At 61.2% G+C, this 15445-nt stretch carries 16 protein-coding genes; 8 read left to right on the plus strand and 8 right to left on the minus strand.

From position 1 onward, the window contains the following. Positions 1–5 precede the first annotated feature (5 nt). Entirely contained in the window at positions 6–1085 is a 1080-nt protein-coding gene (locus SJY33_RS09485; protein ID WP_379922516.1) for a fatty acid desaturase family protein, read from the minus strand. 115 nt (positions 1086–1200) lie between these two features. On the opposite strand from SJY33_RS09485, the gene SJY33_RS09490 reads away from it, so the two are divergent. Beyond that, a complete protein-coding gene (locus SJY33_RS09490; RefSeq protein ID WP_379922517.1) occupies positions 1201–2406 on the plus strand; it encodes an N-acetyltransferase in 1206 nt (401 codons plus the stop codon). A gap of 325 nt (positions 2407–2731) precedes the next feature. Then, entirely contained in the window at positions 2732–3532 is an 801-nt protein-coding gene (locus tag SJY33_RS09495; RefSeq protein ID WP_379922518.1) for a response regulator, read from the plus strand. Positions 3533–3544: 12 nt separating this feature from the next. On the opposite strand, the gene SJY33_RS09500 is transcribed toward SJY33_RS09495, so the two are convergent. Continuing rightward, the gene (locus SJY33_RS09500; protein ID WP_379922519.1) at positions 3545–5326 is read right to left on the minus strand and encodes a CHASE domain-containing protein; all 1782 of its coding nucleotides are present in this window, start codon (positions 5324–5326) and stop codon (positions 3545–3547) included. A 128-nt stretch (positions 5327–5454) separates the two neighbouring features. On the opposite strand from SJY33_RS09500, the gene SJY33_RS09505 reads away from it, so the two are divergent. Continuing rightward, positions 5455–5694, plus strand: a complete 240-nt coding sequence (locus SJY33_RS09505; RefSeq protein WP_379922520.1) for a NepR family anti-sigma factor — start codon at positions 5455–5457, stop codon at positions 5692–5694. Further along, positions 5691–6317, plus strand: a complete 627-nt coding sequence (locus tag SJY33_RS09510; protein WP_379922521.1) for a sigma-70 family RNA polymerase sigma factor — start codon at positions 5691–5693, stop codon at positions 6315–6317. The genes SJY33_RS09505 and SJY33_RS09510 overlap by 4 nt, the downstream gene beginning before the upstream one ends. A gap of 69 nt (positions 6318–6386) precedes the next feature. Here the strand turns inward: SJY33_RS09510 and SJY33_RS09515 are convergent, their stop codons facing one another. Continuing rightward, on the minus strand, positions 6387–6995 hold the full coding sequence (locus SJY33_RS09515; protein WP_379922522.1) for a superoxide dismutase: 609 nt from the start codon (positions 6993–6995) through the stop codon (positions 6387–6389). A gap of 72 nt (positions 6996–7067) precedes the next feature. Beyond that, complete coding sequence (locus tag SJY33_RS09520) at positions 7068–8366, minus strand: dicarboxylate/amino acid:cation symporter (RefSeq protein WP_379922523.1); 1299 nt, start codon at positions 8364–8366, stop codon at positions 7068–7070. Positions 8367–8463: 97 nt separating this feature from the next. On the opposite strand from SJY33_RS09520, the gene glmM reads away from it, so the two are divergent. From glmM to thiD, 4 genes are all read left to right on the plus strand, one after another. After that, a complete protein-coding gene (gene glmM / locus SJY33_RS09525; protein ID WP_379922524.1) occupies positions 8464–9801 on the plus strand; it encodes a phosphoglucosamine mutase in 1338 nt (445 codons plus the stop codon). Positions 9802–9812: 11 nt separating this feature from the next. Beyond that, positions 9813–10037: a DUF1272 domain-containing protein gene (locus tag SJY33_RS09530; protein ID WP_379922525.1), complete on the plus strand. Its 225-nt coding sequence runs from the start codon at positions 9813–9815 to the stop codon at positions 10035–10037. A gap of 129 nt (positions 10038–10166) precedes the next feature. Next, positions 10167–11774 carry an FAD-NAD(P)-binding protein gene (locus tag SJY33_RS09535; protein ID WP_379922526.1) on the plus strand — a complete coding sequence of 536 codons (1608 nt, stop codon included), beginning with the start codon at positions 10167–10169 and terminating at the stop codon, positions 11772–11774. 64 nt (positions 11775–11838) lie between these two features. Next, complete coding sequence (gene thiD, locus SJY33_RS09540; RefSeq protein WP_379922527.1) at positions 11839–12663, plus strand: bifunctional hydroxymethylpyrimidine kinase/phosphomethylpyrimidine kinase; 825 nt, start codon at positions 11839–11841, stop codon at positions 12661–12663. Here thiD and SJY33_RS09545 read toward each other — a convergent pair. The 4 genes from SJY33_RS09545 to SJY33_RS09560 form a co-directional block, all read right to left on the minus strand. Then, positions 12642–13517: an LOG family protein gene (locus SJY33_RS09545; RefSeq protein WP_379922528.1), complete on the minus strand. Its 876-nt coding sequence runs from the start codon at positions 13515–13517 to the stop codon at positions 12642–12644. The genes thiD and SJY33_RS09545 overlap by 22 nt on opposite strands. 72 nt (positions 13518–13589) lie before the next feature. Next, on the minus strand, positions 13590–14399 hold the full coding sequence (locus SJY33_RS09550) for a Brp/Blh family beta-carotene 15,15'-dioxygenase (protein WP_379922529.1): 810 nt from the start codon (positions 14397–14399) through the stop codon (positions 13590–13592). A gap of 14 nt (positions 14400–14413) precedes the next feature. Then, the gene (locus SJY33_RS09555; RefSeq protein WP_379923563.1) at positions 14414–15010 is read right to left on the minus strand and encodes a bacteriorhodopsin; all 597 of its coding nucleotides are present in this window, start codon (positions 15008–15010) and stop codon (positions 14414–14416) included. Between the two features lie 27 nt (positions 15011–15037). Continuing rightward, on the minus strand, positions 15038–15337 hold the full coding sequence (locus SJY33_RS09560) for a hypothetical protein (RefSeq protein WP_379922530.1): 300 nt from the start codon (positions 15335–15337) through the stop codon (positions 15038–15040). Between the last annotated feature and the right edge of the window lie 108 nt (positions 15338–15445).

The following is a 15445-nucleotide window of genomic DNA, read 5'->3' on the forward strand; positions in this document are numbered from 1 at the left end:
CAGTCTCAGGCACGCCGGCCCATCGTGCTGCGCGCGATCCGGCCGACCAGCACCATCAAACCCGGGTGGTTTGCGCCTTCATAGGTCGATCCCACACCCAGTTCGCGTGCCAGCCTGCGGTGCGCTTCGGGAAGATCATGATAGGGCATCGACGGCATCAAATGGTGCAGCGCATGGTAACGCAAACCAACCGGCGCCCAGATTTCTGCCACCAGACCCGGCGGCGGCACGTTGACCGAATCAAGGAACTGCGCCGTCACCGTCATCGCTTCGCCTTCGTTCTCCCACAGGTGAGCCACCAGTGTGCGCAGCTGGTTGAGCAAGGCTGTCAGCGATAGCACGGCAAGCGCCGTCGCCAGCGGCTTCCAGCCGATCACGAAAATGCTTCCGATCAGCATGACCGCCCACAGGCTTGCACCTGCCTGCTGCCAGCGCACCCGTCCGATGAACTCGCCTTCGGGGGCCTTGCGGCGGAACACAGGGTTGATCGACAGGGCGGAGAACCGCTCCCACGTGAAGGTGCGGACGGCCGGGATAATCAGCCCGAGTGGGTACAGTACGCCAAACCGCACAAGCAGCGCCACGGGTGCCAGCAGTGCGACCAGCACGAACAGCGGCAGGCTCCACGGCTTCATCAGGGCCAGCGGCAGATATTCGGGGTCTTCCACCGTACCATACTGCGTACGCTTGTGATGAATGGTATGGACGCCTTCGTACATGAAACTGGGCGTCAACAGCGGAATGCCGACCAACAGGTTCCACCCCGTGCGAAAACCGGGCAGCGCGTCACGATGAATATGGGTCAGTTCGTGAATGAACATCAGCGCGCGGTACATCGCCAACGCCGCAATGAGCCCGGCCACAACCTGCACGGCAAGGTTGGTTGAAAGGATCGCAGTCGCAATCCCTACATAGCCAATACCCGCCGATACCAGCATATCGGCCCAGTAAATCGCAGGCTTTGCTACACCCAACCCCTTGGTCAGATCGCGTGCGGCGCGCAACATCGCCTTATCGTCGGCAGACATGAACTGCGCGCGAGTGGCCTTTTGCGGCCGAGGGGGAATGGTCTGATGCATGGTCATAATCGGCAAATCCTGAGGCTCGCTCTACTGCAATTTGAGAGCTGCGCCAAACGCGGGTTGTTGGTGACAGTGATCGATAGCCTTGCGTCAATGGCTTCGGCGCGACACAGACACCTTGATTTATCACAAATACGAGGATGGCCCCGTGACGGATGTGGCGCGCCGCAAGGCAGAGATAGAGATCGAGCCAGTCACCGACAAGCGCGGACGGGCGGCTTTCGTCGATCTGGGCCGCGCTTTTTCTGATCGGCTGGAGCATTTCGTTCCCCAGATCCGGTCTGAACAGATCGAACTGATAGACCCGGCCAAGAACCCTTTCTTTGGTCATGCGCGGGTGCAGTTGTTTATCGCCACACGCGCAGGCGTCCCGGTCGGGCGGATTTCCGCGCATATCGACGAACTGGCGCTCGCGATGCCGGCCAGTCAGGGGTTTGGCCCCGGCACCGGGTTTTTCGGCTATTTCGATGCCGAAGATGCAACCGTGGCGCGTGCGCTGCTTTCTGCCGCCGAAGCCTGGCTGGCAGGTGAAGGCATGATGCGGATGCTTGGCCCGATCTCGCTGTCGATTTGGGAAGAGCCCGGTCTGCTGGTTCGCGGCCAGGGTCATAAGCCGATGATGATGATGGGCCATCATCCGGCGCATTATGCCGGGTGGATCGAAGCGGCCGGCTTTGTCCGCGCCAAGACGCTGTACACCTACGATCTCGACATCACACACGGGTTTGGCCCGCTTGTCGAACGGCTGGTTCAGGCAGGCCAGCGCAATTCGCGTATCCGTCTGCGCCGGGTCGACAAAAGCCGCTGGGATGAAGAGGTCGCGATCATTCTGGCGATCCTCAACGATGCCTGGTCGGACAATTGGGGCTTTGTCCCGTTCACCCCGGCCGAAGTCGCCTATGCCGGCAAGAAACTGCGCGCGATCATCCACGAAGAACTGAACGTCATCGTCGAGATCGATGGTCGGCCCGTGGCCTTCATGCTGACATGGCCCGATGTGAATGATGCCTTGGCCAAAATCCGGGGCAAGCTGTTCCCGTTCGGCTGGGTGCATATGCTGCGCTGGCTTCGCCATCCGCGCGGCGCGGGGATGCGCGTGCCGCTTATGGGTGTGCTGAAAGAATTACACGGCACACGGATGGCGGGGCAACTGGCCTTCATGATGATCGAAGCGATCCGGGTAGAGGCGATCGGCAAGTTTGAATCCACTCGCGGCGAACTGGGTTGGGTGCTTGAAGACAATCAGGGGATGGTGGCCATCGCCGATACGATCAAAAGCAAGGTCAATCGCGAATATGTGATCTATGAAAAGGCATTGGGTTGATTGGGACGGCCCGCTGTTCTGCACGGACGCACGACGAGACGGCGTTACGCGTTTTACATGAAAAAAGGCCTCCGCGGTCAAGCGGAGGCCTTTCGGGATCGTATCACCAGCCGCTTGGACGGGAGGGGGGTCTCGGCGGTGACAAAAGACATAATGATCCTTCTGCAAGCCGGTTCCCGCGCTTACCCAAATTTTTGTCACCGGCTGGTTATCGCCAAGGATATTGCTTAATTCCAGCGGTTTGCGGCGCGGGGGGCGACGTTGCGGCGGGGAACCGTTATGACCTGGCGTGAATTGTCACGTCAGAACCAGCAAGGGGTGTTACATGTCTCTCGGAAGTCAGATCGCTGCCAACCTTCCATTCCTGCGTCGTTACGCCCGCGCGCTGGCCGGATCGCAAACCAGCGGGGACGCTTTTGTGCGCGGTATGCTGGAAGCCGTGCTTTCCGATGAAGCGCTGCTCGCCACAGTCGGGGGCGGGCGCGTGGCGCTATACCGCGCCTTCAGCACGTTCTGGGCCAGCGCATCCGTATCAGAGCCATTGGACGCGGGCGCCGGACTTGTCGCCGGAGAACATGAAGCAGGCGCACAGGCACGGTTGGGGACTATCACTCCGCCCGCGCGCCAAGCCCTGCTTTTGACCACGCTGGAAGATTTCACTGCTGGCGAAGCTGCCGCCATCCTTGGCTGTACGCCAGAGGATATCCGCCAGATGGTCGCCGATGCCATCGCCGACATCGAGCGCGAACAGACCACGACGGTTCTTATCATCGAAGACGAACCACTGATCGCAATGCAACTGGAAGATCTGGTGACGAGTATCGGGCATTCGGTCAGCGGCACAGCAGCCACACGCTCCCAGGCCCGCGAGGCCGTGGCGCAAACCATGCCGGGGTTGGTGCTGGCAGACATTCAGCTTGCCGACGGATCATCGGGTCTCGATGCGGTGGACGACATCCTCACTGTCGGATCAATGCCGGTGATCTTCATCACCGCCTATCCCGAACGCCTGCTGACAGGCGATCGGCCCGAACCGACCTATCTGGTGACAAAACCGTTTCAGGAAGCAACCGTCCGTGCCGCGATCAGCCAAGCGTTGTTTTTCGGGTCGACGCGGCCGTTGTAGGTTCGGCCCGTATCAGCGGTCGCGGATGCGAAAGTCTGTGGGTCGGCGGACGGGAACACGCAAGATGCAGCGCACGCCATCGGGGGCGAAATCCAGCGTGACGGGTTGCCGTAGCTCGTGGGCCACAACCTTTTCGATGAGCTCTGTCCCAAATCCGCGCCGCCGCTGCGAAGCGACCGGCGGACCGCCCGTTTCCTGCCATTCAACTTCGGCCCAAGCCGCTTCGGCACCCTGATCTTCGCCGCGGCGCCAGCGAATCGTGACTTGCCCGTCTGCTACGCTCAGCGCGCCATATTTGGCAGCATTGGTCGCCAGTTCATGCACTGCGAGCCCGAAGGACAGCGCATCATTGGGCGCCAGTTCCAGATCGGGGCCGTCAAGCAGGATGGCATCGTCCAGCACTTCGCGAAAGTGCTGCAATTCGGCCTCGATCACAGCCCGGATCGGCGTTGTGCCCCAGTCTGTTACCGTCAACAGATCATGCGTGGCCGAAAGCGCCCTGATCCGGCCTTCCAGACTGTCGGCAAAATCATCCAGCCCGCTCGCACGGCGGCGGGTGAGCGACAGGATCGACAGCACATTGGCCAGCGTGTTCTTGACCCTGTGATTAAGTTCGCGGGTCAGCGAATTGCGGATCGAATGCTGTTCTTCAAAGAAGGCCAGTCGGGTCTGATCTTCCAGAGCTTGCCGGGTCAGCAACCGCGCCAGTAGCATCAGCAGACTTGCCAGAGCGAGCCCGAAGACCATTGTGACCATGGACAGCAGCGACAGCACCGGAACATCGCCGCTTTCGATCACCAGCATCAGTTTGCGGTCGGCGATGGTGACTTCCTGTTCAACGGTTTCGCGCGCCGCGACCCCTGCAGGCTGGGCGACCAGAAGGTGCCCTGTGCTCACTTCACCATCGTACAGACGGACGCCGAAACGGCCCTGCCCTTGCCGATCGATCGCGGCATAAAGAAATTCGCGCGCTCTGAATGGGGTGTACACAAAACCGGTCAGCCGGCCGTCGCCTTGCTGGCTCAGCCGCACAGCCGGCATGTAAATGGCAAAGGCAGGCGCTGTGCCACTGGTTTCGCGGGCCAGTACGATCCGTCCCGACGCTGCGGGCCGCAAGGTCAGTTCGGCTTCGGCCATCGCCGCAGCGCGGGCGGGATCGGAATACATATCGTACCCCAACGCCCGGCGGTTCTGCGGGTTCGCAGGTGCGAACATCGCAACCGGGGCGATCCGTCCGGTGTTGCTGGCCGGCTGCGGAAAGATATCGGGATAGGCGGGCTGGCTGATCCGCGTCTGCGCAAGAAACGCAGGCCCATCGCGGGCTTCCATCACGGGTATCCAGCCAATCCCCTCGGCGCCGGAATATTCGGTGTTCAGTTTCAGCGCTCGCACGAAATTGTCGAAGTTTTCGGGGCTGACTTCCTCTAGACTGGAAAACAATGCGGCACCTGCCCTGAGATAGGATGCAAAACCGCTCCCGCTGCGATCGAGCGCGGCCGCCACGCCCTGCGCATATTCGCGCATGATCGCGCGTTCGCGAGCGCGAGCATTGGTTTCAATTGCAAACACACTGAGCGCGGTAATGGCGGCAAGGGCCAGGAATATTCCGAGCGGAATTGCCCTGGGATAGAGCACAAGCCAGCGCCGCGCCCGGCCTGACGATATCGGCGGCGGAGCAGATGCCGGATCAATTTCGGAACGAAGCGCAAGCGGGTCGATGGTATAAAATTCCTGTTCCAGCTGTATCTCAAAGCAGGGGCTAAGGTCGCAAGCGGAACCAAACTGGTAGCGCATCGTTCCCCAATCGTCCAAACTCAGCGCTCAGACAGCATGGTCATGGCGGCAGCGTCGGGGCCCTGCGTCGGCAAAAGCGGCCCTGCAGGAGGGCCGGGACAACGCGATCAAGGACATGCTTAACCACTATGCCTTCCAACCAACGACCAAGTGACAGCCATGAAAGTGCAGGCAGCGGCGGCGGGGCCAATGGCCGCCGTGCGCCCGAATGGGCTGATGGTTTGAAACAATTGTATGATTCGGTTGTGGAAGAGGCGCTCCCCGACAATTTCAAGGATTTGCTCGACCGGCTCGATGCGATGGATACCACCGGAAGCCGTTCCGGTGGGGGCGGTGCATCGCTGAGCAGCCGGAATACCGCGCAATGAGTGCAGGTGAGCAGCCCGGCGGCACCTTGTCAGCATCGGACAAGTCCGATTTCAAACGCAATCTCACCCAAGTCGTACCCCATTTGCGCGCATTTGCCCGCGGATTGTGCGGTCGTCCGGATGTGGCCGATGATCTGGTGCAGGAAACCCTGCTCAAGGCGTGGGCGGCGCAGGACAGGTTTGAACCAGGCACGTCAATGCGCGCATGGACATTCGTGATCCTGCGCAATGCCTATCTCACCGATATGCGCCGCAACCGGTTTCGCGGAGAATATGACGAAGGCGTGGCCGAACGCATTCTCACCGCGCCCGCCGGACAGGAAGAGCCTATCCATCTCAGCGATCTGCATCGCGCCTTGCTGACATTGCCCGCCGAACGGCGCGAAGCGCTGCTGCTGGTCGGCGCGGGCGGGTTTTCTTACGAGGAAGCCGCGCAAATCTGCGGCTGCGCGGTCGGTACGATCAAAAGCCGTGTGGGCCGTGCCCGGGCGTCGCTGACTGAAATGCTTGCCAATGGCGCCATCCCACGCCGGTCGAGCGCGGATGAAACCGCGCACCGCGCCATTCTGGAAGAACTGGATACAGTCGCAGCGGGAAACGGCGTCAGCAGTTCGCGGATCTGACCGGGCTCCCGTAAAAACGGCCCGGAGCTGTTCGCTCCGAGCCGTTTTCCTAAACGCATTTCAGCGTGATTATTCGTAAGTCCACAGCGTACCGCGTGCAAGGTTTTCGCTGGCGAAAGCCCAGTTCAGCTTCTTTTCGACCACAGCATCCAGATAGGCAGGGCGCTTGTTCTGGTGATCGAGGTAATAGGCGTGTTCCCACACGTCGAGCACCATCAACGGGTTCATGTCCCCATCGGCCAGCGTATCGGCGTCATGGCTTTCTTCGACCGACAGCTTACCGCCCTTTTCTGCCAGCCACACCCAACCCGATGCAAAGTGTCCCGCACCGCGGTCCTTGAGCTTTTGCTTGAGATCGTCAACCGAACCGAAGGCGTCGTTGATCTTTGCCAGCAGGTCGTCCGAAGGTTCGGTGGTCGAAGGGGCCATCGAATGCCAGTAGAACCCGTGATTCCAGGTCTGGGCGGCGTTGTTGAAAAGGCCCTGATCGCTGCCGCGTGCCGCCGCGATGATATCTTCCAGCGACTTGTCCGCGTGATCGGTGCCTTCGATGGCCGCGTTGGTCTTGTCGACATAGGCCTGATGATGCTTGCCGTGGTGATACGACAGCGTTTCGGCCGAAATGGCCGGATCAAGCGCGTCAGCCGGATAGGGAAGCGGGGAAAGTTGAAAAGCCATGGTATCCTCCAAAGGGCTAGGGAAATGGTGTTCTTGAACAGGTAACGCAGATGCGGGCGAAATGTTCACGCTTCAAGTCGAGGCGTGTTCCGTTCTCGCCGTACGGTCGACAGCGCTTGTGACCGCAACATTCATCGTGACATTGGCAAGCGTGCGCATCAGGTCCGGCAACATCTCGACCGCTACCAGCAACGCCAGCGGCTCAACCGGGACACCCATCGCCAGCGCGATCGGGCCGATCGACACGACAAAGCTGATCGATCCGGGCAAGCTGACGGCCGAAAGGCTGATGACGCTGGCAATCAGTATACCCGCCACCGCCACGCTGACCGGCACGTCCACCCCTGCCAGGACAGCGATGTAGTACACCACCGCAAGATTCATTGCCGCGCTCGTGGCGCGAAAAATCACCACGGCGAGCGGCAGCACGAATTCGGCCGTAGAGGGTTTGAGGTTCAACCGCCCCGCACTGTCGAGCATAGCAGGAAGGCTGGCGAGCGAGCTTTGTGTTGACAGCGCCACCGCCTGTGCGGGCAACACCGCTTTGGCAAATTGCAGCAGGCCGGTGCGCCCCATTGCAGCCGCAACGACATAGGCCAGCACCAGAATGAATGTGCCCATCATCGTCACTGTCAGCACGTAATGGCCCAGTGCCGCGAATGCTCCGCCGCCGCTTTGCACGCCGACACCATATGCGAGCGCAAATACACCCACGGGCGCAATCGCCAGAACCCAACCGATGATCAACAGCATCGCATTGCCCAGCGCGTGGAAAAAGCCCAGCAGGCGTTCGCTCTGATCGGCGGGCAGACGCGTGATTGCCACTGCAAACATCACGAAGAACAACGTCAGCGGCAGCATTGCGGTTTCGGCAGCAGCGGCAACGATGTTGGGCGACACCAGCGATGCCATGAAATCCAGCACGCCTGGCACTTCACCCACGCTTGCAGGGGTCTGCGCCAGAAACGCGCTTGCGCCCGGCGGCACCGGGAACGCCGTCAGCAGCGCAGGCATGGCAACCGAAGCAAAGGCCGCGCCAGCCAGTTGCACCGCCACCATGATCAGCAGCATCCGCCGCGCCACCGTGCCCACGCGCGCAGCCAGGATCATCTGGACAAGCCCCAGCACCAGCAGCGCTGCCACCAGCGGGATAATCGTCATTTGCAAGGCCCGCAGCCACAATCCGCCGATCAAGCCTGCCACGTCGGTCACGGCACCGGGCGCGCCCGCAGCCGCACCCACGATACCGGCCAGCAGTCCCCCGACAAGCGCAGCAAAGGTAAGCGCCACGGGCAGCCGGATCGATACCAGCGCATATTTGCCTGACGCGCCATCCGATGCGGCGTCGGTCGCGTTTTCACTTTCCAGCAAGGGCTTGTCCTTTAACGGGCGTCATGCCCTTCCCTTTGGGCGATAACCGCGCCAGAAGCGCGAGACAACTTTGCAGACACGACAGGACGGGACTTTCATGGCACGCAGGCTGTTCGGCACGGATGGGATCAGGGGCCGCACCAACGCTGGCGTGATGACCGCTGCCACCGCGATGAAGGTCGGGCAGGCGGCCGGACGCCACTTTGTACGCGGCGCGCACCGGCACCGCGTGGTGATCGGCAAGGACACACGGCTTTCAGGCTATATGATGGAAAGCGCGCTGGTGGCCGGTTTCACCAGTGTCGGGATCGACGTGATCATGACCGGCCCTCTCCCCACCCCCGCGATCGCGCTGCTGACCCGCGAAATGCGCGCAGACCTGGGTGTGATGATCTCGGCCAGCCACAACCTGTTCGCCGATAACGGCATCAAGCTGTTCGGCCCCGATGGCTTCAAACTGTCCGACGCCGCCGAAGGTGAGATCGAGCGTTTGATGGAAACCGACATTCCGCTGGCCCCTGCCGAACTTATCGGCCGCGCACGCCGGATCGAGGACGCACGGGGCCGTTATATCCACGCGGTAAAGCAATCGGTTGCCTCGGAAATCCGGTTCGATGGTCTGAAGGTGGTGGTCGATTGCGCCAATGGCGCGGCCTATCAGGTAACGCCGTCCGCAATCTGGGAATTGGGCGCAGATGTGGTGGCGCTGGGGGTTTCGCCCAATGGCATCAACATCAACGACGGCGTCGGATCGACCGCCATTTCCGCGCTGCAAGCGAGGGTGGTCGAAGAAGGCGCGGATATCGGTATCGCGCTTGATGGGGATGCCGACCGGCTGATCGTGGTCGATGAAAAAGGCCGCGCCGTCGATGGCGATCAGATCATGGGCCTGATTGCCGGTCGGATGCAGGATCGCGGTTCCCTGCGCGGCGGCGGGATCGTCGCCACCGTGATGAGCAATCTGGGTCTGGAACGCTATCTCGAAGGTCGCGGGCTCACGCTTGAACGCGCGAGGGTGGGCGATCGCTACGTGCTCGAAGCGATGAAGGCAGGTGGTTACAATGTCGGCGGCGAACAATCGGGCCATATGATCATGCTCGACCATGGCACCACGGGTGATGGCACGGTTGCTGCGCTGCGCGTGTTGGCGAGCCTGGTGCGATCGGGCAAACCAGCCAGCGAACTGCTACACGTGTTCGATCCGGTGCCGCAGCTTTTGAAGAACGTGCGGTATGAAGGGGGCAAGCCGCTGGAAAACGCCGCCGTTCAGGCTGTGATCGCCGATGCCGAAGCCGCGCTGTCGGGCAAGGGGCGGCTGGTGATCCGCCCATCGGGCACCGAACCTGTGATCCGGGTGATGGCGGAAGGCGATGATCAGCAGCAGGTCGAACAGGTGGTCGATGCCATCTGCGAAGCGGTGCACGCGGCAGTTTAGGAGGCCGATCAATGCTGGAAATGCGTCCCGATTGCGAAACCTGCGGTATCGGCCTGCCCGCCGATGCACCCGGCGCGTTCATCTGCTCGATGGAATGCACCTTTTGTGCTGAATGCGCCGAAGATCTCGATGACCGCTGCCCCAATTGCAAGGGCGAGCTGATGGACCGCCCCACGCGGGCCAAGGCGCTTCATGCCAAATTCCCGCCGAGCACGCAGCGCCGCTATCAGGGCTGATACTGCGCTGCGCTCTGCCCTTGGCCGCCCACCCCGCGCGAAGGGTGATTGCGAACTGTTGTCCTTCGGCGCTAAACCGATGCTGCGCTGCCTCTACATATGGAGACATGCCAGAAAGGCTTACGGGACATGCGCAAGATCGGGATAGTCGGTTCGGGCCCCACGGGTATCTACACCATTGCCGCATTGATCGCCAAAGCGGCTCCGATTGAAATCACGCTGTTTGAACAGGGCGACCGTGCCGGGGTGGGCATGCCCTATGACGATGATTCCAACACCCGTTTGATGCTGGCGAATATTGCCAGCATCGAAATTCCGCCGATCGGGCAAACCTATCTTGAATGGTTGCGCAGCCAGTCGGCGGATTGGCTTCGGCGTTACGGGGTCGACAAGGACACGCTGCACGATCGGCAATTTCTGCCTCGCCTGTTGCTGGGCCAATATTTCCGCGATCAACTGCTGTGGCTTGTGGAACAGGGCCAAGCGCACGGCATCGCGATCAACATTCGCGAAAACTGCCGGGTAAGCGATCTTGAAGCCCGCGCCGATGGCGTTGCGCTGTGGACCGATGCTGATGAAGTACCCGTGATCTTCGATTGGGTGGCGATTGCGACAGGGCATGTGTGGCCTGACGCCGATGAAGCGACGAGAGCCTATTTCCCCAGTCCGTGGTCGGGCCTCGTTGATGCACCGATACCGCCCAGCCGCATCGGTATCATGGGCACGTCGCTCAGCGCAATTGATGCGGCTATGGCGGTGGTGTCGCAGCATGGCAGCTTTGTCGAAAACGATGCGGAAACTGTCACATTCGCTTGCGATAAGGCCAGCGCCGGTCTGTCGATCACGCTGATGTCGCGCACTGGCATTCTGCCCGAGGCGGATTTCTATTGTCCGATCCCCTATGAACCGCTGGCGCACGCCACCGCCGATGCCATCGCCGCCGAAATCGACGCTGGCAGCGACGGGTTGCTGGGCAGGTGCTTTGCTCTTTTTGTTCAGGAAATTATGTTGGCAGACCCGTGGTGGGCGGCCCGCATTTCGCTGAATGAACGCACCGCCGATGATTTTGCCGATGCCTATTTTGCTGATCGCATCGCGCATGATCCGTTCCGCTGGGCGCAATTCAATCTTTCCGAAGTCGAACACAACAAGCGCAACCGGATTACGGTTGCCTGGCGCTATGCCATCCTTCGCATGCACGAAGTGTTTCAGGATATCGTGCCCGCGCTGGACGAAGAAGACCGCGACCGCTTCGATTCCGGGCTGAGCCGCGTTTTCATGGACAACTACGCGGCCATCCCTTCGCAATCGATCCGCCGCATGCTGGCGCTGCACCGCGCCGGAATCCTCACGCTGCTGGAACTGGGTTCCGATTACGACAAGAATATCACCGATTCCGGCACAACAATTTCGGTTGGCGAGACAGAGCATCAATTCGATATCTTTATTGATGCGCGCGGGCAAAAACCGCTTGAAACCAAAGACCTGCCTTTCCCGCGTCTGAGAGATCAACTCCTCGCAGCGGGTCTTGATATTCCATCGGTATGCGAAGATTACAGCCTTTATGCCCCGGCCAATGCCCGCGGGCGGATTGCACTGGGCGCCTTGCCTTACCTGCTGCACGACCAGCCATTTGTTCAGGGCATTACCGCAGGGGCGGAGATCGGCACGCGGATGGCGGACATGACAAGCACGTCACCCTCCCGGCGTCGCAGAATGCTGGCGCCAGTGTTCTGATCGATCGCCCCTGATTAACGCAAAAAGCATCCCCGCTCGCACCCGCGCTTGCTATGACGGGGTCATGACAAACAGCACGCCCCCCCGTATCCTCAGCATCGCCGGTTCCGATTCTTCTGGGGGCGCGGGGATTCAGGCGGATATCAAGACGATCATCATGCTGGGCGGTTATGCCATGACCGCCATTACTGCCGTTACCGCGCAAAACACCGTTGGCGTGCAGGGCATCGCAGCGCTTTCGCCCGCAATGGTCTCGCAGCAGATTGCATCCTGCCTCAGCGATATCGGGATCGATGCCATCAAGATCGGGATGCTTCACGATGCCGCCGTGATCGCGGCAGTCGCTGCTGCACTGGAAGACGTGACAGCGCCCATCGTGCTTGATCCGGTGATGATCGCATCCTCGGGCGCGGCGCTGATTGCACCCGATGCGGTCGCCGCAATGCGTGAGATGCTGTTCCCGCGTGCGACCCTGCTGACCCCCAACCTGCCCGAACTGAGCGCCTTGTCGGGTCGAACGCTGTCAGGCGCACAGGACATGGCCGAAGCGGCGGAGGAACTGGCCCTGGCCAGCGGTGCCGCCGTACTTGCAAAGGGCGGACATGGCGAAGGCGACCGGATTGTCGATGTCCTCCTTGCCTCCGGCGCCCGGGCCGTTGCTTTCGACCATGCGCGGATCGACACCCGCCACACGCATGGCACCGGCTGCACCCTGTCAGCCGCCATCGCCACGTTGCTCGGCCATGGGCAGCCGCTTGAACATGCGGTCAGGCTGGGGCGACAATTTGTCGTGCGCGCGATTGAAAACGCGCCCGGCTTTGGCGCCGGGCACGGGCCCCTGGGCCATCACTTTGCCGCGCGGCGCGATCAGGTGGCGGGCAGCTCGTAGAAGTCGCTGATACAGGCCCACGCTTCTTCAGCCGTTTCGCACCACTGGAACAGGTCGAGATCCGCCTTGGAAATCGTGCCTTCTTCCGCCAGCGCTTCGAAATCGATGACCCGGGTCCAGAAATCCTTGCCGAACAGAATGATCGGAATGGGTTTCATCTTGCCGGTCTGGATCAGGGTTATCAGTTCGAAGAATTCATCGAACGTCCCGAACCCGCCGGGGAACACCGCCACGGCGCGGGCACGCAGCAAAAAGTGCATCTTGCGCAGCGCAAAGTAATGAAACTGGAAGCTGAGATAGGGCGTCACATAGGGGTTGGGCGCCTGTTCGTGCGGCAACACGATATTCAGCCCGATCGATTCGCTACCCGCATCCGACGCGCCGCGATTGCCCGCTTCCATGATCGAAGGACCGCCACCGGTCGTCACAACGAACTGGCGCAAACCGTTTTCGATAATGCCCTTTTCGCTGACCAAACGCGCCAGCTTGTAGGCTTCGTCGTAATACTTTGCCTTTTCCGCCAGACGCTGCGCGACCTTCTGGTCGTATTCTTCACCATCCTTCGCCGCCTCCAGCCGCGCTTCGGCCTGCGCCGGGGACGGAATGCGGGCTGATCCATACATCACCAGCGTCGATCCGACCCGCGCTTCATCCAGCAGCATTTCGGGCTTCAGCAGTTCCAGCTGAAACCGCACGGGGCGCAATTCGTCGCGCAGCAGGAAATCGGTATCGCGAAACGCAAGCTTGTACGCAGGATGCGCCGTCTGGGGCGTGCGTTCGGGGCCCTCTTCGGCGAACTGGGTTTCTTCGCCCGCGCGGTAGAACTTGCGGTCGGTCAGGTCTTTTTCAGTCATGCATCGCCCCTGCCAGACCCCGATTGCCCCCGCAATAGGCTTGGGCCAGGCCAGCGCCTCCTGGATGATGCATCATTCGCGCAGATCGCCGGCCAGCATGTGCGGCACCGTCAACCCCAGCGCGGCCGCAGCCGCAATCGGCAGCGCAATCAGTCCGGCAACCACAAGAGCGGCCATCAAGCTTGCGCCAACCAGCGCAAGCGCCATTGTCGGCGCGATGGCAGCGATCGTGGCGCCGGGGCCGAACCGATCGATCTGCCGCATGGTTTCCGGCAACGCGTGAAACGCAAAGAAGGTGAAACCTACCGCAAGCACCGGATGCAGCACAGCAGCGGCAAGCACCGCTGCGCCCGCCGCTGCGAAGCCGCGCATCCGTGTCGCCGCAGCCACAGCGGTAAGCGCAATACCGGCCGCGCCAACTACGGCTAGCGCGATCATGAACCAATCGGGTAGCGGCGCACCGATGAGTTCTGCAAAAATGGCTCCGGTGGTCTGAGGCCACAGCAGCGCGCCTGCCCCGACCGTGACAAGTGCCAAGGCGATATCCGCCCAGCCATCGCGTCCGCGTGCCGGTGCGTTCTGGGCAAAGTGCCAGGCCGAAAGTGCAAGAAAGGCCGCCAGTCCAGCAAGTGGGGCAGCCAGAAAAAGTCCCGCAAAGGCCGCGGCAAGTGCGACATAGGCCGCAGCCTCTGCCAGCCCATAGCGTTTGAGACTGCGCTGATCTTCCTGCCCAGCCCCGTGGGCCAGTCCTGCCAGAAAGAACGCTGCGCCCAGCGCCACGGCTGCCGAGTGACTGGTCAGTTGCGCGGCTGCGGCAAGCGCGGCAGCCGGCACGATGATGGCCCCGGCAACGTGCCGGGGCCATCGGAGTACAGCGGGCATTGCGCCGCCGAACATCAATCGCCGCGCGAAGAGGCGACCGATGCGCCCAGCGGCGAAATTTCCAGAGCCTCTGCCGAAGGTGCATAACCTTCCAGCGCGCTGCGACGCAGCACATAGCGGCTCAGGATCACGCCGTAGATCAGCTTCGAGGAAATGTCGGCGATCGAGTACAGCAACTGCCGCACCACAACCACATCGCCGTTGAAGCCAAGCTGCGGCAACGCATAGGCGATCGGGTACAAGCCCCAGGTCGCGAGGAAATACCACCAGATGTTCTTGGGCCATGCGACCAGTTCACGCGGGCTCAGCGCAATCGCACGAGTGATGACACCGCGCACTTCGATGATCAGCCACACGAAGAACAGGGTCGAAATGACGCCCCAGATGTTCAACCGCATGAAATCGCCGGTTTCCCCGAACTGACCGTAAAGACCGGTCCAGATCATCAGCAATGCAGGCACGATCATGCGCAGCGACCGCTTGTGCAGTTCGGGACGCGGCAAGGCAAACGCGATGGCAAGCTGGGTCAGAAGGATGGGAACGGTGATCGTCCAGTTGCCATAGCGATAGGCATTGGTGAACGTCTCACCATCGGCCAGTGGGCGATAGATCCCACCGACAAATTCGTAGCTGGCCCGTCACAGGTTGAATTCCTGCATCAGGCTGAGCCCTGCGCTCAGCATTACGATCGACGACATCACCGGCACCAACCGATAGCGCGGCGCGAGTTGCGTGCTGGTCATGAGGAAGTAGAGCAAGAAGGCAAAATGCGCCCCGAAGCTGACCATCAGAATCAGCGACCCCATGGTGTATTGCCCCGAAGTCAGCGCCACAAGATTTTCGATATTGCCGACCGTGTCCGCCAAAGCGCCCGGATCCAGTCCGAGCTCAGCGCGGGGATCTGCGGCAAGCGCCCCCACTGCAGGTGCAACGCCCATTTTTCACTCCCTGTTGAGTAGAAACCTTCGCGATCTTGGAAGGGTCACGGCACAAAGTCGCGTTCAATGACTTATGTTCCCCAGTCACAGTCGCTGCCAGCAAATCAA

Source organism: Erythrobacter sp. R86502 (genome assembly GCF_042466465.1).
In the GTDB taxonomy this organism is placed as follows: Bacteria; Pseudomonadota; Alphaproteobacteria; order Sphingomonadales; family Sphingomonadaceae; genus Erythrobacter.

Excerpts from the sequence above, each read along its gene's own strand:
- thiD (WP_379922527.1), top strand. The coding sequence starts at position 11,839 with ATGACAAACAGCACGCCCCCCCGTATCCTCAGCATCGCCGGTTCCGAT.
- SJY33_RS09530 (WP_379922525.1), top strand. The coding sequence starts at position 9,813 with ATGCTGGAAATGCGTCCCGATTGCGAAACCTGCGGTATCGGCCTGCCC.
- SJY33_RS09500 (WP_379922519.1), bottom strand. The coding sequence starts at position 5,326 with ATGCGCTACCAGTTTGGTTCCGCTTGCGACCTTAGCCCCTGCTTTGAG.
- SJY33_RS09505 (WP_379922520.1), top strand. The coding sequence starts at position 5,455 with ATGCCTTCCAACCAACGACCAAGTGACAGCCATGAAAGTGCAGGCAGC.
- SJY33_RS09510 (WP_379922521.1), top strand. The coding sequence starts at position 5,691 with ATGAGTGCAGGTGAGCAGCCCGGCGGCACCTTGTCAGCATCGGACAAG.
- SJY33_RS09535 (WP_379922526.1), top strand. The coding sequence starts at position 10,167 with ATGCGCAAGATCGGGATAGTCGGTTCGGGCCCCACGGGTATCTACACC.
- SJY33_RS09485 (WP_379922516.1), bottom strand. The coding sequence starts at position 1,085 with ATGACCATGCATCAGACCATTCCCCCTCGGCCGCAAAAGGCCACTCGC.
- SJY33_RS09560 (WP_379922530.1), bottom strand. The coding sequence starts at position 15,337 with ATGGGCGTTGCACCTGCAGTGGGGGCGCTTGCCGCAGATCCCCGCGCT.
- SJY33_RS09550 (WP_379922529.1), bottom strand. The coding sequence starts at position 14,399 with ATGCCCGCTGTACTCCGATGGCCCCGGCACGTTGCCGGGGCCATCATC.
- SJY33_RS09545 (WP_379922528.1), bottom strand. The coding sequence starts at position 13,517 with ATGACTGAAAAAGACCTGACCGACCGCAAGTTCTACCGCGCGGGCGAA.
- SJY33_RS09495 (WP_379922518.1), top strand. The coding sequence starts at position 2,732 with ATGTCTCTCGGAAGTCAGATCGCTGCCAACCTTCCATTCCTGCGTCGT.
- glmM (WP_379922524.1), top strand. The coding sequence starts at position 8,464 with ATGGCACGCAGGCTGTTCGGCACGGATGGGATCAGGGGCCGCACCAAC.
- SJY33_RS09515 (WP_379922522.1), bottom strand. The coding sequence starts at position 6,995 with ATGGCTTTTCAACTTTCCCCGCTTCCCTATCCGGCTGACGCGCTTGAT.